The sequence below is a fragment of the Ruminiclostridium cellobioparum subsp. termitidis CT1112 genome (assembly GCF_000350485.1).
Classification (GTDB): domain Bacteria; phylum Bacillota; class Clostridia; order Acetivibrionales; family DSM-1351; genus Ruminiclostridium; species Ruminiclostridium termitidis.
Window position 1 is genome coordinate 1 of the sequence record NZ_AORV01000031.1, and the last position, 20,671, is coordinate 20,671.

The following is a 20,671-nucleotide window of genomic DNA, read 5'->3' on the forward strand; positions in this document are numbered from 1 at the left end:
TTTCAGTCAGAGAGGAAGCAAAAACTCCGAAGGCTATAAATGAAGCTCCCAAAAGAATAAAGCCTATATACCCGCCAATTATTTCCGAAACAGCAGGTTCACCAAGCACTGCAAGTATTATAGGATAAATCAGGGTTATGCCTGTCATAACAAGAAATACTGAAAAAGCGGCCAGGTATTTGCCCACGACAATACTTGTAAGTGATGCAGGCGAGGTTATAAGCAATACCTCTGTTCCGCTCTTTCTTTCATCGGCAAGTACCTTCATTGTCAATATGGGAACGATCAGCACCAGTATAAGCGCCATATAATTCAGATTGAAATTGTATTCGGCTGTTGCCGATGCAAGGTTCATATAAAAAAGCATTGATGAAATAAATATGAACAATCCGATCATTACATAAGCTGTAGGTGAATTAAAATAGGATTTGAACTCTTTTTTAAAAATTGAATACATGACTTATATAACCTCCTTTTCCTGCGTGGTCAACTGTAAGAATATATCTTCGAGTGTAAGGTCAAGGGACTTCAATTCTATGATTGGATATCCAGCCTTGGCCATTGCAAAGAATAGAGGTCGTCTGATATCAATTTCCTTATCTGATTCAATAATAAATTCCGTTAAATCCTTTTCTTTTTCAATGTGGGGTTCTACATATTTTATTCCGTATATCTCCTCAATTGCATTACTGATCGAGCCCTTGGGTCCGGCGATGGTAGCCGACAGCTTGCTGACAGTATTCATGCCCTTTGACAGATTGTCGGGCGTGTCGATTGCTGCAATTTTACCTTTGTTAATAATGACTACTCTCTCGCAGACAGCACTTACCTCAGGCAGGATATGGGAACTCAATATGATAGTATGCTGTTTTCCAAGTGCCTTGATAAGTTTGCGGATTTCAATTATTTGCTTGGGGTCAAGGCCAACTGTAGGTTCATCAAGTATAAGAACCTCGGGGTTGCCCAAAAGTGATTGAGCCAAGCCAACTCTTTGCTTGTAGCCTTTCGAAAGATTCTTCACCAATCTGCCTCTGACATCGGTTAATTTTACAAGCTCCATGATGTCTGCCATCTGACTCTTTTTCTGCTTCTTGCTCACATCTTTCAGGTCAGCAACGAAACTGAGATACTCTGATACTGTCATGTCCATATATAATGGCGGCAGTTCAGGCAGATAGCCTATTCTTTTTTTAACCTCTGCGGGATTTTCCATGATGTCATATCCGCAAACCTTAACCGAACCCTCGGTAGAAGGAATGAAACCGGTTATAATATTCATGGTTGTTGATTTTCCGGCACCATTAGGCCCAAGGAAACCAAGCACTTCACCTTTTTCAACTGTAAAGCTGATATTGTCTACAGCCTTTATCTGACCATAGCTTTTGGTCAAACTTTGAATCTCAATCATTCTTTTCCCCCCTATTTATTTCGTGCATTCAGGAACATACCGGTCAATTGTATAAATATAACTGTATGTTCAGGAGTATTACCGGAATTAGCTTTGTTGATACACCCAAAAGAATGGCTCGTCCATCCCGGAAGAGAATAGTCGTGCTGTTTCCAGAGACTTGAACATGCCATTCCAAAGAATGGCTGGCCATCCTTTATTAATTATCCATAATTATTTTTAATAAACTATGAACGAAATGTAACATTTGTACAAAGCAATAACTGGGATTTCACAATAATCCAATAAAAAAATGGAATATATTGTTTAGTCATTTTAAGATTATATAGTTTTTTCGACACGTTTTCAAGTGGAAATGATCTCATGTCATTAATATACATGGCTCTTCTTCTAGTATATAATACTATTATGTAATTTTATTACGTATTAGCAAACTCAGCAGCTAACCAATTGCACGTACCCGAGTGAGTGTAAGTGTTAATAAGAATTACTCCGACATCACCAATTCCATAATAAGCAACTACTACTGCCGACCAACTCATAAGTATCTTTGTTTTATCAGTAGATACATTTGTAGTGATTTTGGGATTATCTTTAAAGGCCACGACCATAGCCTCCGAACCCACTGTAACGCTTCCTCCACTGCAGCTTTTCCAACCGGAACGCCTAATTCAAAAATTCCTGTGCATGACTGCGTTATAGTATTCTCCCTTATATGTGTTTTTTTGTAATATCAACACTATTGTTACAATTAGTCAATGTTTTTAATTCTGTACATAAATGTTATAAATAATTATAGTTGGTCGGATATAGCTTATTGTGGAAGCATCAGCAAACTAGGAAGAAATATTGATGAAATGGAAAGAGAAATTATTCAATCAAATGAAATATAAAAGAGTATGAAAAATAAGCGATGGAAAGCAGTATATGAAAACAACCGACTGAAGAACGAAATCTAAGGAAACGCTGATTAATAACTCTTTTAATGTATCCCCTCAGAATTCAAGTTGCTTTTTTAGTAAATAACCCTTTTTGGGGTTCAAATTTGCTATATTTGTGCCACTTTGGGTACATTACCCCAAAAAAGGCGCAGTTATCCCAGACAAAAGTCCTTACTCCAACCGGCTCTGACTACGCGTTGATGATTTACGGTGTTCTATCTGCTAGTTGATTCCCTTATATTTCTCTGTAACTTTTATACTTGATGGGCGCACATTTACTCGCATTTCAATTGATGATAAGTGCTCATCTTCCTTGAATTCGTTGCGTTTTTGGGCTCCACTGTATCCTGAGTCGCCATATACTACCTCGTCATCTTCACGTATGAGTTTAGAGGTTTCAACAATATCATGGACATTTGCTGATGTTCCTGTAATAGTATGAACATATCCGCTTCCTGCATCAACTCCTGAATGAACTTTCATTCCAAAATACCACTCATTCCCTTTTTTGGTTTGATGCATTTCCGGATCACGTTTACCATCAATATTTTTAGTAGATATAGGTGCCGCAATCAGTGTTGCATCAACAACCGTTCCGCCATGCATTATTAACCCTGATTTATCCAACCGTTCCCTGACATCGTCAAATATTTTTTTACCAATTTTATTGGTTTCCATCAGATGTCTAAAATGCAATAAAGTTGTGGCATCTGGAACCTGCTCAGTCAAAAAATCTATATGCATAAAAGTCCTCATTGCAAAACTGTCATAGATTGTATCTTCAACACCCACATCTGACAGGTTGAACCAGTTTTGCATAAGATACATACGAAGCATCATTTCAATATCCTTCGGCGGACAGCCTCGCTTTCCGGATGGATAATAAGGGCGAATAATATCTGTCCAATATGACCATGGAATAATATTGTCCATTGCTTCAAGGAATTCTTCGCGTTTTGTTTTTCTTTTACGGTTGGAATATTCTACATCTGTAAAGGTTTGCTGTTTCATGAAATCGACACCTTTCAGTTAATACCTTTATTATACTATACCCATAAGTGTCTGGCTTAATTAAATCAGCGTTTCCCTAGAAGTACTTCCCCTAACCCTTTTATCAATAGTAAAAACTGCAAAATGGAAATACCTGTTATATATTGAAACAATAATATTTATGCATAGTTGATTCTACATCTTTAGCTAAATCATTTTTACCCAAAACTAGTTACTATTTGTAATGATTATTATTTTATTAATTTGACTTATGCATATATATTTGACATACAAATATGTTTATGATATTCTATTTATTATTACAATATTTGCAAATATATGTAAAATTTGTTAAATTTTAGTATTTAAATCATCATAATAGGAGGTTCATGAAAATGACCAAAAAATCAGTTTTAAAAGGTATTTCAAAAATATGTGCAATACTAATGGCAATCTCGATTTTTCCTTTAAATTCGTTTGCAGCAAACGAAAAAGATGTTACTCCATTTTCTCAAACAACCCAGATGACATCTGTAAAGTCTGCTACTTCTTCAAATGAAGTTGTAATTCCTATGTCGACTAGTAAGCCAACTAGCGGAACAGACTTACCTTACTCTGGTTCTTTCAGTGGAGTCAACGGCGAAATATATTCAAATTACTATTTTTTCACAAATGGTGCGTCAAAGTTTTATGTTGATTGGAATGTAACATGTGCTGCTAAGCAGACGAAGTATTTCCACATTAATTTATATCAAGCTGGCACGAATAAACTTGTTTTAAGCACTGAAAAATTTGCCACCACTTCCTATACTGGCTCGTATACAACAACTTTTTCAAACTTAAGCACCGCATATAATTATTACATATCTTTTGTAAATGATGGCCCAATAGACGTTATTGGTACGATATCCGGCGACTTCACCGTAAGGCTGAACTAAATCTTTTATCAGCAGTGAGACAATTGGTCCACATATGACAAAGTAGTAATCCGTGTAGTTTAGTATTTTTTAGAATGCAATAATTGAGATCCTGTTATAACTCAACAAATAAACAGACCGTTCATTTGAGTGGTCTGTTTATTTGTGTGCTTGTCATAAGTGACAAACTTGGTGATCAATCTATACTGCATCCGGATGCGGACATGCTGTCCCTTTCTAAACGCTGATATGTTCGGAGTCTGCGTTCGTTGGTAACTCATTCTTATTTAGTTCTCGGACCTAATATCAGGAATACGTCGACCTGAAATTAAAATAGAGAATGTGATTACGGCAATTTATTACTAGTATCAAGTGCCTCTTTGAAGAGCTGAGCGGACATGTATACGGTATCTTTCTGCAATATAATATTGGTTGCTTTATCATGTGTATTTAAGAAGATTCCATCAATCATATATGTTACCACCTTACCATTAGAAATATCAATGCTGGCAATACCAAGAGATTTTCCGTCTTTCACTAACTCATAGTTATATTCAACAGTGTTTGGATACTCAGCAGAGTCTATATTTTTAGTGTCCACATTTACCGTATATCCTAAGTTTTTTGCCGTATCAACAAGTGGCAAATAAGGCACTCCGTCAACGTTCAATGCCCCCATTTTCCAATATTCCTGTAGAGCTTTCTCATCAATCGGTTTGGCGGAAGGAGTATCAGCTTCAATCTTTGCTAACCTGTCAGGAGATATGGTTGAATTGGACGAAGATGGAACTGCTACTGTTGAAGTTGAGCTTTCAGTTGTGGATACTCTATCACTATTTCTTGTATCATTTTTAGCTATAGTAGCGAATACCGTGGATAAACCTGCGACTATTAAAACAGTCGCTAAAAAAGTTATAATTGTGATTTTCTTCATTTTCATAATTGAAACGATCCTTTCTTCGATAGCATTTTTGCTAAAATTGCTTATAAGCGGAATCATGCTGCTTCTCTTTTCCTCAAGCTTAATAAGAGTAAGGGCATAAGCGGATTTCATTGTTCCCCCAACTGCCCTCAGAACGGCTTCATCACAGGATAATTCAATATCCCGGTTTGCTAGTATGTACATTATCCATACTAATGGATTGAACCAATGTACACATACAGCAGCAATAAGTAAAAGTTTCATTATTATGTCAAACCGTCGAATATGCACATATTCATGCATGAGAATGTATTCCAAATGCTTTTCATTTGCCCATTCTGTCCCTTTTGGAAGGAGAATCACTGGCCGAAATATTCCATAAGCTAACGGACTGGTTATTTTATCCGATTGCCTAATTTCTACCTTTCGCCTTATCAAATGGATCTGCTGCCAGGCCCTAATAAATTCGTTGTCAATAGGCAGAGCTGTCTTATATTCGCTGCGCCATCGAAAATGTGTAATGAGGAAAAACAAGGCGCATGCCAAAAAGCCAATAAACCATACAGCAATAAGGGGAGAGATGTTTTCGGAGGCCGTTTTTGGCAATGAAATGTTTATCGTGTCTACCGCTGCTCCAACATTTATTGAAGCCATACCTATGATAGTCGCATCTGTTGTTGAAAAGTGTGTTCTCAGCATATTAATTAGAGTATAAAGGCTGAAGGGTGAGTGAACAGAAAAAGGAATAATCAAGCGACACAGTGCCACAATCCAAAGCGCGAAAAACGTCATTTTCGGAAGTGAGTACAGTGCAAGTGCCCGGATTATTATAATTGCTAGAATGAAAACAGAAGCCGAAAGGCTCATTGTTAATATATTCATAAACATCCCCTCATTCCAGTTTATTGACGATTTCTTTTAGTCTTTTGATTTCCTCCAGCGATAAATTCTTCCGGCCCAAAATGGAAGCGACGAGCTGATCGGCTGCTCCATCATACATTTTATTGATAAACTCTGTGATTTCTAATTCTCGTGTCTGTTCCCTTGTTACAAGGGGATGACAAACAAAATTGGGGTCATATCGCCTTATGGCCCCCTTTTCAATGCACTTTTTAATAACCGTATAAGTAGTAGTTTTACTCCATCCTACCTGCCGTGTTAAGATTTCTGCAATTCTCTTAGCTGTTGTATCACCCTCTTTCCAGAGAATGTCCATTACTTTTAGTTCTGAATCAAAAAATTTGATTTCCATAAGCACCTTTCACCATCCGTTCTACTGCAATAGAAAGTCTACATTTTCATTCTATTACGATAGAATGAAAATGTCAAGAGTTTTACATTGTTAAATTGGTATATAATTACATTAAAGAATTAAAGATTATCGTATCCAGTTCCAATAGCGTCCATATAAAAACTTTAACTTAAATAAATATTAATTTATTTTACTCCTGAATGCTGTCATTACGCCATATAATTAATAATTTATTGCCATTACTAGCATAAAGGCCAAAGATGGGCAATTTCCGGTTACAGCAAAAAAGAAAAACCTTCAGAGTTTTTACTCTCAAGGTTTTTTTATGTTTTAGGAAAGCTTTTAACTATTTGCAGTTTATTGTTGACTGCGAGTCCTTTCATATTGCCTTATCAGCGACAGCCATAGCTTGTGATCATTGCAATTGCAGTCATTTTATTAATATTTTGAGGCTAATAGGCGAAGTACTATATTGGTAATAATGTCATTGTTTACGATCACTAGTAGGCTGTAACATCTAACTTATATTGTCCGGCGAGGAAAATTTTTTCGGAACAAGGCGGAGGATGGCGGAATAATCACTTTATTCCTAAACTCGCTATTGCACACGAAAAGAATATTGACATGCTTAATAAAGTTCTAAGAGATATAAAAAAGCCTAATATTGCTCTATTTTTTGTGAAATTTAACAATCTAAAATATTATTTCCTTTTTACTAAAAAATATCTGATTGCTCCAGTAAGTAATAGTATTATTACAACAGACATAATAATACTAAGAATCTTTGGCAAAATTATAAATATACTCCTTTGTTTAATCTATTTAGATTATTATACAGAATCTACCAGTAAGCAATAAAAATATCAGGAGTATAATGGGTATCAGCAGATTTTTAATAATTTTGTACGTTAATGTATTTAAACTTATTTTGGACAGCCCTTTGGGAGCTCCTGTCACTTGGACGGCTGCAAAAAAATGCCTGAAATTTTACCGGTATCTTTATTTTCTTTTTGCTTTACAGATATATTTAATCAGAGTCAACTGGTACGCGAGTACAACTTCATGAAATAAGATGCACAGTTAAAAACAATTGCGGTAAATTGTCGACGAAGGTAAAGCGGTTTTGCCGGCAAAGCAACAGGACGTTGCTTTGAGCTTCAAATCGAGACAGGAGGTCGAGTTTGAGCGACGACAAAACCGCTTAAAATGAGGCGATACAATTTTCGCAATTGTTTTGGGTGCATCTTTATTTTATGAAGTTAGTACGGAAGTTACCAGTTGATATAAAAATTACGCAGGTAAAGCAAAATATAAAATAAATAGCCCAACGCGTTAAATCAAATGCCTGTCGGCAGCCGGACTATCCCTTTACCGCTCCGGATATAAGACTCTTCTGGACCTGGTTGCTGAGCAGGCAATATATCAGCAGGGTCGGAATAGTTGCTATTACCAGACCGGCTCCTATGGGGCCCCAGCTGGTGGTATACTGGCCAACCATCTGCTGAATTCCGACGGTAAGTGTTCTGTATTGCCACTTGCTTATAAAGGTTACCGCAAACATCAGCTCATTCCAGGAAGACAGGAAGGTGAATATTGAAACGGTTGCTATTGCAGGCTTTATCAAAGGAAGAATTATTCTGAAAAAGCTGTTGTAAATGCTGCAGCCATCCAGAAGCGCCGACTCTTCCATTTCTTTGGGAATGTCCCTGAGAAAGCCTGAGAATATATAAATGGCCATTGGAATTGCAAATCCCACATATGGGAAAATCAAACTCCAATATGAGTTAAGCTGCTTCAGTTTTGAAAAAAACATGAAAAGCGGCAGCAGTGCTGCATGGATGGGTATCATCAGACCCATAAGAAAGAATATAAGTGTAACTCCGCTGAGCTTCCACTTCATTCTTACAATTCCATAGGAAGCCATTGCCGCCACTACCGATGATATCATAATAGTAACAACCGTCACCAGGGCACTGTTTATAAAGTATATTCCAACCCTTCCATTTGTCAGAGCCTGCTGATAGTTTTCCCATAGCAGCTTATTCGGAAATCCCACCACATTGGAGCCGAATATCTCCCCGTTGCTCTTAAAGGAAAACAGAAGCAGCCATATAAACGGATATATCTGTATAAAAGCAATTATGAGCAATACTATTTGCAGGACTATGCCGCCTATGGTAACAGGCTTTTTATTACTGTTTTTTATTTTCTTCATATAATCCCTCAACCCCTCATTTATTTAATCTGCTTATTATGCCTTTTTCATTCTGAAAAGCTTTTGTATCACAACTGTAAGCAAAAGACACTCCCCTATTATGAATATGGCCATTGAACTGCCGTAACCATATTGATACTTATGGAAAATAGTATTAAACATAAGGGTACTCGGAACCTCGGTTGCATGTACCGGACCTCCTCCGGTAAGGACGTAAATGAGGTCAAAGGTTTTCAATGAACCTATTACGGCAAATGTCACGCAAACTTCCAATATGGGCTTAATCAACGGAATGGTTATTCTGAACGCAGTTTGTACCGAAGACGCTCCATCTATTTTAGCCGCTTCCATAATATCGGAAGAAATGGATTTAATGGCTGCGTACATCAGAAGCATGTGATAACCGATGTATTGCCACACAACAGGGACAAATACCGCTCCAAGTGCGGTATCAGTGCTTCCTATCCACTCTTTGGCCAATGAATCCAGACCGATATTTCTTAAAAATGTATTCAGCAAACCATAGCCCGGGTGGTATATTTTCATCCACAGCTGTCCTATTACAACCGTTGAAACTATGACAGGTATAAAATATACCGACCTGTAGAAATTCTCTCCTCTGACTTTGTTGGATAATACCAGAGCCAGCACTAAAGATATTGGAAGCTGTATGAATACTGACAAAAACGCCAATATGACCGAATTTTTTATTGACTCGATAAAGCCATCTTCGTGATTTGTAAATAAAGTAATATAGTTATCAATACCAATAAATTTGCTTTTTCCTATTCCATCCCACTGAAGCGTACTGTAATACCCCGACATGAATATAGGAAAAATAATTATCGCAATGAATATAATCAGAGCAGGAAGAATAAAAAAACATATAGCTTTTTTGTTGCTCAGTACTCTCTCCATTTTTCCACCTCACAATTATTAACGGCAAAGGTGTCCGCTGAGAAAATGCTGACTCGCATGTAGTTTCCGAGCGGACACCCTGGATTATTCCCTGACCGTTAATAATTCCACTGTTTTAGTATTTATTTCTTTTCATTCAATTTCTGCATTTCCTTGGCAAATTCTTCAGGAGTTTTCTTTCCTGCATATATTTCTGCTACAAGGTTCTTGTGAGTTTCGGCATCAGCACCTTCAAGGAAGGTATCCCATGCAAGAACATATGATTTTGCATTTGCTGTCAAATCTTTTATCTGTTTGGCCAATGCATTGATCTTTGACTCATCAACGCCGTCAACCTTCCATGTGGCAAGACCGCCGTCATCAGCTGTGAGCTTTGCCATTGTCTCCGACAGATATCCTGCTGTCTTGCAGGCAGCATCCTTGTCGGCAGCGTTGGCACTTACACAGAAACCTTCTATGGAACCGCCGAAGAATTCATCAGAAGTACCTTTTCCGTCATTAACCATCGGGAATGCAACAGCCTGAACCTTATCGGCAACCTTGCTGTCTTTGCCCATTATATTTCCTACAAACCAGTTACCCATGTAATACATTGGAATCTGACCCTCTGTAAACGGAACTGCCGATTCATCGTTTGTCAAACCGAGACAGCCATCGTTAAATGCCTTTGCATCAACAAGTTCTTTCAGCTTTGCGGCCGATTCGACAAATGCCGGCTGATCATAGGAAGCAGTCTTATTTAATGCATCAACACATGCCTGAGCACCTGCCGTACGAAGAGCAAGAGCATTCTGGAAGAACATTGCGGGCCATCTGTCTTTACCACCAACGGTGATAGGAGTGATATTCTTGGCTCTGAAAGCTTTTACAGCTGTGAGAAGTTCGTCGTAAGTAGCCGGTATCTTAACACCGTTCTGATCGAATAAATCCTTGTTGCAGTAGAGTACGGCAACCCATTTTGAATAAGGAATTCCGTATGTTTTATTGTCAAATTTGAAGAAGTCTGTTGCACCCGGAAGAATTTTATCACCTGCTCCTGATGAAGCAATATATTCATCCAATGGAAGAACTTTACCTGCATCTACAAAAGGTTTGGTGAAACCTGCACCCCAGCTGTAGAATACGTCTGGAGCTTCATTTGCAGCAACAGCAGTCTTTAGCTTTGTCTTATAGGATTCGTTTTCTGTTGCATCATGTTCGATAGTAATATTGGCCAGCTCAGTTTTTGCGGATTCCAATACCTTATAGAAATATGCGGCATTTGAGTCCTTGGTCGGATCTGTCCACAGCGTCCAAACCCTGACAGTTGCACTTTTTGTTTCTGATGGCTTTGCAGATGTCTCGGTTGTTGTAGAACCGGCAGCTGAAGTATCAGGTGAATTTGATCCAGCGGAATTACTTCCACATGCTGCAAGGCTGGTTGCAATAGCAACTGAAAGAGCAGCAGTCATAACTCTTAATGCAAATCTCTTCATTTTAATTTCCTCCTAAAAGTTATTTATATTTTTTACTGCAAGTTAATAATAAGCTAAGATGCTGCATATATAAATTCATTAGTTTTACTGAAAAGTATAAAATTTTTTCTGTGTGAAATTATTAAACGTATTGTGCTAGTGGTCTGTAACATCTAAAACGTATATTGCCGTCGAGGAAAATTTTCGCAGCATAAGGCGGAGGACGAAGGCAATACTGTATGTATTGACAAGGACGACAACGAAATTCTGCGGGGATTTAACCGTCGGCAATATGTGACTTTTAGGTGTTACAGACCACTAGATTAAAAGCACAGATATTTTCCGGAATAAATAGCTGCTGCCTCACCGGGAACAACTTTGCAGAGCTTGTGCTTCAAATAGTGCGCGAGAACGTATACACCAATGAGAAGCCTGAAAGGAAATAAACTTTATTTGGATTTTCTGTAGTCATTTGCACTTAAGCCGGTGTACTTTTTGAAGCATATGCTGAAATAGTGAGGATCGTTTATCCCCACCTGCCCGGCTATTTCATATACCATTAAGTCTGTGTCTCCCAACAGCTTAAAGGCTTTTTCCATTCTCAATTTCATGAGGTAATCCACAAAGGTCTGTCCGGTTTCTTCCTTGAAAATACGGCTGAGATAGCTTAAATTCAGGAAAAATTTCTTTGCAACTTCTGAAAGTGACAAATTTGAATCGGTATAATTATCATGAATATATTCTTTTACATCCTGCAAAATCTTTCTGGCCTTTTTCCCCTGCTGACTGCTGACCGACAGAGTTGCTGCCGAAGCCGTATTCTTGAGATACTCTTTGATATCGGGCAATGTATCCAGCTTGAAGATCTTTTCAAAGGGCTGCAGATTGTTTTTAAATATATCCTTCTGGTTTATGTCGGACATTATAATAACATTCATAATTACCGATATTAAATTACAGGCAATTACACGGGCCTGTTCCAATGATTTACAGGCATTCTCCTCCTCGCCGAAAAACAGATCGATGGTTTCCCCCACTTTTTCCAAAAGCCCTGATTTTACATAGAAACCGAAACGGCCCATACTGTCATTGTCTACCCTCATGTTTGCACCGGTGGAGGACCAGATATCCGAGAAGCTGACAACCTGGTTTTTACCCACAACAAACTTGTAGCTGACGGCATCACATGCCTCTTTATAAGAGAGATACACTTTATCGATCCCGCTGTGGATATTTCCTATTCCAATAGCTATTGAACATTTGAGCCTGTTAAGCAGCATGGATTTTATGGTTTCACAGCATTCTTCAAGATCAAGAGCCGTTTCGTTGGACATGACAACAATCCTCTGGCTGTTATCAAAAAAAACATTTACATAATCATCTTTTTCAAAAGACCGGCGGATATAATCAATACATCTCATCTTGTTTATTAATTTATGCTCCTCATCTCCGGAATTTTCTTCTATTATATCCTCCACCTCTACAACAGCAATCCGGAAGTCTGCCGCGCCGAACTTTATGTCAAAGTATGAAAGCCTCTCATCAATTGACGCCAGGTCAAAGCCTCCCTGAATCAATTCATTGAAAAGTTTTTCCCTTAAAAATGGGAGATTCTGCTCCAGCTGTTTTTTCAGCTTTTCATAACCTTTGGAAAGAGTTCTTTCCTTAATTATTTTTTCTCTTATGGATATTAAAGCCCTGGTGATTTCATCGTCATTAATGGGTTTCAGGAGAAAATCCGAGACTCCCACCTTTATACCCTTTTTGGCAAACTCAAATTCCTCATGGCCTGTCAATACGATGATCTTTATATGCGGATGTTTCTCACTGACTGTTTTGCTGAATTCCAGCCCGTCCATTACAGGCATGCAGATATCGGTAATTATGACATCGGGAAGCAGAGTGTCCACGAGCTCCAGCGCCGCCATGGCACTTGAGCATTCACCCGCTATGTTGAAACCTATCTCCTCCCAGTTTATACAAGCCTTGAGCAGCTCAAGTACAAGGCGTTCATCCTCTACAAGCATTACTTTCATCAAATCTTCCGACATTTAAAACACCGTTGCCTTTCCGGTTCACAAATATTAAAATTAACCGCTGACTCCACATACCCATCGTGAACCGGATAAGCCGTGAAGGTGTACTTCAATAATTAACAGTCACTGAGCTGTAAAAGAACCTGTTGCTGATATGTCTATGCCTCCCCGGTTTTCAGCTCGGGGAGTTCATTCTGGGGATGCTCCGCAGGTATTTTTATAATGACCCTGGTGCCGTTTCCGGGACTGCTTTCAATAGTGACGATCTCTTCTATTCCATAAAGGATTTTCAGCCGCTCTATTGTTCCCCATATACCAAAGCTGTTTTTCTCCCGGGCAGTTTTACCAGAGGTCAGTTTCTGTACATCTTCCCCGGTCATGCCCATACCATTGTCCGCAATAATCAGTTCGATGGAATCTCCGTGATATTTTGCACCTATATATATGGAACCGCTTTTTTGCATGGGTCTGATCCCATGGTACAGAGCATTCTCCACAAAAGGCTGTAAAACAAGCTTCAGTATCTTATACTTTTTAACCTCCTCATCGATGTCATATTCCACCGAGAACATATCCTCATAACGGTATTTCTGAATCTTCAAATAGTTGCTCACCACATCAAGTTCCTCTCCAATGGTAATGAGCTCCTTCCCCTTGCTCAGGCTTGTCCTGTAATAGTTTCCAAGTGCCTTCATTATATTGTAGACATCCTGGTTTTTTCCCGAGAGTGCAAGTGAGCTTATGGAATCGAAGGTATTATACAAAAAGTGAGGCTTTATCTGCGCCTGCAGCACTTCCAGCTCTGTTTTCCGCTTCAGCTTCTGCTCCTCAACTATCCTGTAAATCAGTTTTTGTATCTCCTCCACCATTGTGTTGTAGCCGTCTCTGAGCCTGCCTATTTCATCCTTGCCTGCCTTCAGCTGCACCTTTTTGAATTCGCCCTTTTCTATTCCCTTCATGGCTTCGCAAAACTTCTTTATAGGCACGGTTATGGTCCTCGAGATAAAAATCGAGCCCACAAATAAAAGCAAGCTGTTTACCGCCACCAGTAAAAATGTTACCAGCCCTATGAACCCCGACTCCTTGGAAAGCTCTCTGTAGGGTATTATGCTGGCTACCTTCCAGCCCGTTTCATCAATCCTCAGATAAGATACCATGTACTCGGTTTGGTCGGACTTCCACAGTGTATATTTCTTATTTAATTTTTCATTGTCATATATGAATTTTGTAAGATCAAAACCCGAGGTATTATCCGAATCTATCAGTATGTTGTCCTGGCCATCCATGAGCAGTATCTCGGCATCGGGATTGTTTGTCATATCATAGCAGGATTTTTCAAGCACCGCCTCAGGGATATTTAAAACCAATATACCAAGCGGGGTTTGCGTATGCAGATCATTTATAACCCTTATAAGAGATATAAAACTTCCTTCGAAACTCACAGGGTTGAATATTCCCCCTGCATTATAGGCCAGAATATAGCTCCCTTTCTTTTTCATAACCTCGTTATACCAGGGAGCCTGAGTTATATTCGTAATCTTTACCGTTCTGGCAATACCTTTTTCTGCGCTGTACTTATGGCCTCTCAAGTCGAATATGTGAATCGACGAGGCATACGAACTTCCCCCTACCAGCCTGTCCACCGCCACATCAGCCTGATGCTGGTATGCAAAGCTGTAGTTTGTCAAAGTGTTCCGAAGAGAATCCTGTATTTCATCATTTGATACGATAAGTTTGGAAAATTCGGCTACATTTCCTATAACCGTATTTGTGCTTGTACTGACTGTATGCAGCAGCTGAAAGGATATGTTGCTTACGGGACCCAGAGCGATTGCAGAGTTGACCCTTGAATACAGTACTGCACTTATCCCTATGGAAATTGCCAGAAGTATAAGATAGTAGGCCACGATTTTTGCACTTATGGAAAGGTTCATCAGTCTTTGCTGCATATTCCCATGGATTTTATGCTTAAATACCTTCGTCACCTTCTGCATTTTCCGCCCTCCGATAAACTTCCGAAAACATGAAATATGGCGTAGACATGATCACCCTACCCGGATTTTTAATACTTTGATTATATTAAATAGTCCCTGTATTGTAAACACGCCTGCGCCTGTTCTGCAGTCAAACAACAGCCGTTTATTCAATTAGGCTTTAATTTACATAAATATAATACTTTATATAAATATTTTTTATTTTGTTAATTATGTCTTTTCCTGTTAACTCCCAGCAGGCTTGATAATACAGGTCCCATCAAGGTAAAGCCCATGATGAGCAGCCATTCATTAAGGCCGAGAGGCACTGTTTCAAAAATTGTCTGAAGTGCAGGTATATATACCACTCCAAGTATCATTACCAACGAGCACAGAACTGCAAGTATCAAGGGAATGTTATTAAATATGGGTATTTCGAATATGTTTTTTGTTTCAGATTTGCACTCAAACACGTGGATCAGCTGTGTCATTACCAATGTCATAAATGCTCCTGTGCGGGCCAGCTCGACACTATCTACGAAATACAATATGCTGACGAATACACCCAGTGTGCTCAAACCGATGAATATCCCTCTTGATACTATTAATTTCAGCAGGCCGTGGGAGAAGATATGATCCTTTGCTCCCCGGGGTTTTCTCATCATGATGTCATTTTCTGCGGGATCCAGTCCGAGGGCTATGGCCGGCAATCCGTCGGTAACAAGGTTTACCCATAATATCTGAATAGGCAGCAGCGGTATGGGAAGCCACATAATCATACCCAAAAACATGGTCAATACTTCACCCAGATTACATGCCAGCATGTATCTTATAAATTTTCTGATATTGTTGTAAATAACCCTTCCCTCTTCTACCGCCGCAACTATGGTTGCAAAATTGTCATCCAGCAGTACCATGGAGGAGGCCTCCTTTGTCACATCAGTGCCGGTTATACCCATGGATACTCCGATATCGGCCTCTTTTACGGCAGGAGCATCATTTACTCCGTCTCCTGTCATGGCAACTATGTGACCCAATTTCTTAAGCACCCTGACAATCATCAGCTTGTGCTTGGGAGAGACTCTTGCATACACTGACACAGAAGGAGCCATATTTTCGAGCTGTGACTCATTCATTTTGTCAAGCTCGGCACCTGTCAATACATTATCCCCCTCACAGTAAATGTTTAATTCTCTGGCTATAGCTGTGGCTGTGAGCTTATGGTCCCCGGTTATCATTATGGGCTTTATACCTGCAAGCCTGCATTTTTGAACAGCTTCTATGGCTTCTTTTCTCGGAGGGTCGATCATTCCCATCAATCCCACAAATATAAGGTCATTTTCCACATTTTTGGTATTTGGATTGTAAGTGCCGGTCTCCAGTTTTCTAAAGGCCAGACCCATTACTCTCAGGGCATTGTTGGCCATACTGTCGTTTATCCTGGTTATCGACCTTCTTGTCAATTCGTCCAGCTTGATAATTCCCCTGACCGACATTATTCTGTTGCACTTGTCAATAATCATATCGGGGGCGCCTTTTGTGAATACATACACCTCTCCCTTGTTGCTTTTACAGACTATTGACATGCACTTTCTATCCGAATCAAAGGGGAGCTCATCTATTCTCTGATAAGTTCCGTTCAAACTGTTCTGAGTTATCCCCGCCTTTGCGGCAGCAATGGTCAAGGCTATTTCGGTGGGATCCCCCGAGATTCTCAGGGTATCCTGTTTGGAGAAAATGGATTTGATTTTACCCATAGCGGTATTTTCGGAAGCGGGCCTGGTTATGACTGAGTTGTTGCACAGAGCTCCGATCTCCAGTGCCAGTTTTACTCCTTCCACTTTCAGGGGGTCGGAAGATCTGTTGTCAGCAAGAAAGTCCCCCTCCAGATTGTAACCGTTGCCTGTAACCGAAAGCTGGTAGCCTGCCGCATATATTTTTCTCACTGTCATCTTGTTCTCTGTGAGTGTCCCTGTTTTATCCGAACAAATTATGCTGGCGCAGCCCAGGGTTTCAACTGCCGGCAGCTTTCTGATCAGGGCATTTCTTTTCAACATTCTCTGGACACCCAAAGCCAGGGATATGGTGACTATTGCCGGAAGTCCTTCAGGGACGGCGGCCACGGCCAGGCTGATCCCCGAGAGCAGCATGTTGAAGAGCTTTTCACCGCGGATGACGCCTGCTATGGAGACGATTGCACATATCAGCAGACATCCCACGGCAATAAACTTACCCAGGTGTGCAAGCCTTCTCTGCAGCGGCGTCTCATCATCTTCAATATTCTGGATCATATCGGCAATATGGCCCATTTCGGTTTTCATACCGGTGGCATAAACTACAGCTTTGGCTCTGCCGCCGGTTACCACGGTTCCCATATAAACGGAGGATTTTTTATCGAAAGGGTCTATGAGCGCTTTGTTGTTTTTAATAGGATTCTTCTCAACGGGAACCGATTCCCCTGTAAGGAGTGACTCGTCGACATGCAGACTGCTGCTTTCCAGAATGGCTGCGTCGGCGGCAATACGGTCTCCTGCCTCTATGACAAGAACATCCCCAGGAACAATTTCTTCTGCCGGAATGCTCACCTGCTGCTCATTCCTGATGACCTTGGCACTTGGTGCTGCCAGGGACTTTAATGCCTCCATGGTTTTCTCGGTTTTGAATTCCTGGACAAAACCCATTATTGCATTTACCACAACAATAGCTATTATGGTGACAGCCTCGGTCATTTCACCCATTAAGCCCGAAATAACGGTTGAGATCATCAGAATTATAACCATCAAATCGGTAAATTGCTGAAACAGTATCTTTAAAGGTGATATTTTCTTTCTCTCGGCCAAAATGTTAAGGCCGTGCTTTTGAAGCTTAGATTTGGCCTCCTTGTCGGTAAGGCCTGTCGTTAGTATATTTTCTGATTTTGCATAATTCAACATAGATTCAATAACACTCATGACATTTTCTCGCCTCTCTGGTATTTAGCATGACTTTCAATAAAAATTGGTACTGTTTTTGAAAGTCATGCTATGAATATTTTTATTCGGGAGGGAGGGAAAATAGTACAAGATTATTGAGATTTAATCAGCTTGAAATGGGGGCTGGAATGTAATATGAAATAATATGAAAATTCAATATTTTTATTTATTAATTTATTATTTGATGCAAATTAATTGTAAATGCTCCTGTGCTGATTTAGGTCAATGGGTTGTACACTGTCGGACTGCAACATTAATACAATTTAAATACATGATATATATAATAGTTAATAGTGCTCCCGTACAAACATCAAAAAATGGATAGCTCACAAAGCACATGCTGAAATTTGTACGGCTCCTCACAAGTATTTTTGCTGTCGCAGCAAACTCAACCTCCTGTTTCGGGTTGCTGCTCAAATCGGCTTCCTGCCGATTTGCCAGCAAAATACTTGTGTTTCGCCTGCAATTTCAAGCATGTGCTTTTAATGGAGCTTCCATTTTTTGATGTTTCTCCTCGCGCACTATTACCAGGAATTCATGATTTTAAATTGTCTCGCTTTTAGGAAGCTACCTCCTATGCATCCCCTACTGACCTATACTTCTCACGCATTTTGTTGTATTATAAAAAATAATGTTGAATTTGTCAGAACCAGCCACATTTGAAGCTGACTAACAAATAATCTTGACCCTTCAAATTCATTTTGAAGCTTGTACCATGTTTCATTTATTTCGCCTGCAATTTCAAGCATGTGCTTTTAATGGAGCTTCCATTTTTTGATGTTTGTCCTCGCGCACTATTATCAGAAATTCATGATTTTAAATTGTCTCGCTTTGGGCAGCTACTCCTACGCATCCCTACTGACCTAAACTTCTCAAGCATTTTGTTGAATTATAAAAAGAATATTGAATTCGTCTCAGAACCAGCCGCATTTTAAGCTGATTAACACATATGCTATTCCTCGTAGACGCGCCTTACATGCTCATGGCACAGGATGGCTTCTATCAATTCAGCCATTGATACTTGACCCGAGATGTCAAGCGTGAAGCGGATTACCATTTCGCCGTCTATCTCACTGCTTACAAAATCGGTCCTTTTAATTTTGACACCCATTTCCTGGATTAAACCGGATAGTTCATTCACTTCTCCCTTTTTTATCCGGGTGTGAATAAACAGTCTGGCGTTTTTCTGCATTGTAATTTTCCCCTGGGTTTTCTTGATTACAACAAGTATCAGGAAGATTATTACAGTAGCGATTATGGCTCCTGAATAAAAACCTATACCTACGGCTATTCCCACACAGGATACAGCCCATAGACTGGCTGCGGTTGTCAGACCTTTGACACTTATACCTTCTTTTATGATTGTGCCGGCACCAAGAAAGCCTATTCCGCTTATAACCTGGGCGCCAAGCCTGGCAGGGTCCACATTTACATGGGAGGAATAACGGTAATATATAAATTCAGAGGTTACCATCACAAGAGCAGAGCCCACACATACCAGTATGTGGGTTCTGAGTCCGGCAGGCCTATGTACGTGTTCACGCTCAAAACCTATAATTCCGCCGAGTACACAGGCAGCTGCAAGCCTTAATATCATTGATATATAAAAATCAGACTGGCTGACAATATAATTTATTAACCACATCGAATACCGCCGTTTCTGCCACAGTTAAAGGCCGATTAATTTTTATGATGTTATTATTATATATCAACCTGGAAAATTAATGTAGTTTTTTAAACGGAAAAAGCTATGTAGTTACTACAGCCTACATAGCTTTTCCGCTTAAGGAAGATTCAATTACATTGCATCAGTTTATTTGAACATTTTATTTACTGCACCTGTTACCTTAACTTTAGATCCCTCAAAAAGTTCCACAACCTTGAACTTTATTTTAACGGGAATATCTTCACTGCTGTCTGACGTTGTAATCAGCTTGAACTCTTCAGCAGACAGAGAAGTCTTTAAATCCTGCTTTACCGAATCGGGTATGGTCCCGTGGGTTGCATCTATAAAACACAGCGGCGGGAACAGCACACACCACCAGTTGGCACCGGCACCGTCTCCTATAACGACTTTCAGTGCCTGGTACTCTCCTGCCGGAAGCGCTATATCACCATATGTCTTTGTCGGAAAAGAATAGTTTCCCATGGATGCCTTGACACCATAGCTGCTATTATTCTCTTTAATAATTTTTGAGGATACCTGTTCAATATTTTCCAGGTTGGCGTTTATTATTGCCCTGGTTTCATTAATATCCTTCGAATTTGCCAGCTTGTCCTTCATAAACTCTATAATGGCATCCCGGACTTTCAGCTTTAAGGCCTGATCCGGAGCGGAATCACTATTGGCAACCACATGAAGTCTGACTAAATTTTGCGAAAGCCCTGCATTTACATCTTCGGCGTAAGTGTATGAAATTATCCATGCCGCAAGAACTACCAAAAGAAGCACGGCTATGGATATTTTAATGATGTTTGCCATCTTCTGGCCGGTGGTAGTTACTGGTTTTAAATATAAAAGTCCCTTACTCATAATTTTCCCCTCCTGTTGCGATTTTCACCGGTGATATTACCGTTGAGCATCGCCGTCCCCAATTCATTGATCAAATATTCGTTTATATTCAATCAGTTTTTATTCCTATCAATATTTAGTAAATAAGGTTTCATGTATAA

The 20,671-nt window shown here is 39.7% G+C and carries 14 protein-coding genes; 1 reads left to right on the forward strand and 13 read right to left on the reverse strand.

All coding sequences use genetic code 11. The features are described 5' to 3' along the window. From CTER_RS10615 to CTER_RS10630, 3 genes are all read right to left on the reverse strand, one after another. On the reverse strand, window positions 1–457 hold a 457-nt coding region (locus CTER_RS10615; RefSeq protein WP_004625503.1), incomplete at its 3' end, for an ABC transporter permease. 3 nt (window positions 458–460) lie between these two features. Next, window positions 461–1,408: an ABC transporter ATP-binding protein gene (locus tag CTER_RS10620; RefSeq protein ID WP_004625520.1), complete on the reverse strand. Its 948-nt coding sequence runs from the start codon at window positions 1,406–1,408 to the stop codon at window positions 461–463. 1,163 nt (window positions 1,409–2,571) lie between these two features. After that, window positions 2,572–3,360 (reverse strand): IS5 family transposase, encoded by a 789-nt coding sequence (locus tag CTER_RS10630; protein WP_004625494.1) that lies wholly within the window; start codon window positions 3,358–3,360, stop codon window positions 2,572–2,574. 374 nt (window positions 3,361–3,734) lie between these two features. Between CTER_RS10630 and CTER_RS10635 the strand changes: the two genes are divergently transcribed. Next, window positions 3,735–4,277 carry a hypothetical protein gene (locus tag CTER_RS10635; RefSeq protein WP_004625628.1) on the forward strand — a complete coding sequence of 181 codons (543 nt, stop codon included), beginning with the start codon at window positions 3,735–3,737 and terminating at the stop codon, window positions 4,275–4,277. A 325-nt stretch (window positions 4,278–4,602) separates the two neighbouring features. Here CTER_RS10635 and CTER_RS26955 read toward each other — a convergent pair whose 3' ends face one another. From CTER_RS26955 to spoIIR, 10 genes are all read right to left on the reverse strand, one after another. Beyond that, window positions 4,603–6,060: a M56 family metallopeptidase gene (locus CTER_RS26955; RefSeq protein WP_004625592.1), complete on the reverse strand. Its 1,458-nt coding sequence runs from the start codon at window positions 6,058–6,060 to the stop codon at window positions 4,603–4,605. 10 nt (window positions 6,061–6,070) lie between these two features. Beyond that, window positions 6,071–6,430 (reverse strand): BlaI/MecI/CopY family transcriptional regulator, encoded by a 360-nt coding sequence (locus CTER_RS10645; RefSeq protein WP_004625512.1) that lies wholly within the window; start codon window positions 6,428–6,430, stop codon window positions 6,071–6,073. A gap of 1,360 nt (window positions 6,431–7,790) precedes the next feature. Beyond that, window positions 7,791–8,645 (reverse strand): carbohydrate ABC transporter permease, encoded by an 855-nt coding sequence (locus CTER_RS10660; protein ID WP_004625629.1) that lies wholly within the window; start codon window positions 8,643–8,645, stop codon window positions 7,791–7,793. Between the two features lie 36 nt (window positions 8,646–8,681). Then, a complete protein-coding gene (locus CTER_RS10665; RefSeq protein ID WP_004625485.1) occupies window positions 8,682–9,563 on the reverse strand; it encodes a carbohydrate ABC transporter permease in 882 nt (293 codons plus the stop codon). Between the two features lie 122 nt (window positions 9,564–9,685). After that, the gene (locus tag CTER_RS10670) at window positions 9,686–11,038 is read right to left on the reverse strand and encodes an extracellular solute-binding protein (RefSeq protein WP_004625624.1); all 1,353 of its coding nucleotides are present in this window, start codon (window positions 11,036–11,038) and stop codon (window positions 9,686–9,688) included. A gap of 428 nt (window positions 11,039–11,466) precedes the next feature. Continuing rightward, entirely contained in the window at window positions 11,467–13,068 is a 1,602-nt protein-coding gene (locus tag CTER_RS10675; protein WP_040760860.1) for a response regulator, read from the reverse strand. 143 nt (window positions 13,069–13,211) lie between these two features. Then, window positions 13,212–15,047 (reverse strand): sensor histidine kinase, encoded by a 1,836-nt coding sequence (locus CTER_RS10680; protein ID WP_004625667.1) that lies wholly within the window; start codon window positions 15,045–15,047, stop codon window positions 13,212–13,214. Window positions 15,048–15,253: 206 nt separating this feature from the next. Beyond that, complete coding sequence (locus CTER_RS10685; protein ID WP_004625507.1) at window positions 15,254–17,977, reverse strand: calcium-translocating P-type ATPase, SERCA-type; 2,724 nt, start codon at window positions 17,975–17,977, stop codon at window positions 15,254–15,256. A 973-nt stretch (window positions 17,978–18,950) separates the two neighbouring features. Beyond that, window positions 18,951–19,643: an MgtC/SapB family protein gene (locus CTER_RS10690; RefSeq protein WP_004625621.1), complete on the reverse strand. Its 693-nt coding sequence runs from the start codon at window positions 19,641–19,643 to the stop codon at window positions 18,951–18,953. A 168-nt stretch (window positions 19,644–19,811) separates the two neighbouring features. Further along, window positions 19,812–20,531 carry a stage II sporulation protein R gene (gene spoIIR / locus CTER_RS10695; protein ID WP_004625521.1) on the reverse strand — a complete coding sequence of 240 codons (720 nt, stop codon included), beginning with the start codon at window positions 20,529–20,531 and terminating at the stop codon, window positions 19,812–19,814. Window positions 20,532–20,671 lie beyond the last annotated feature (140 nt).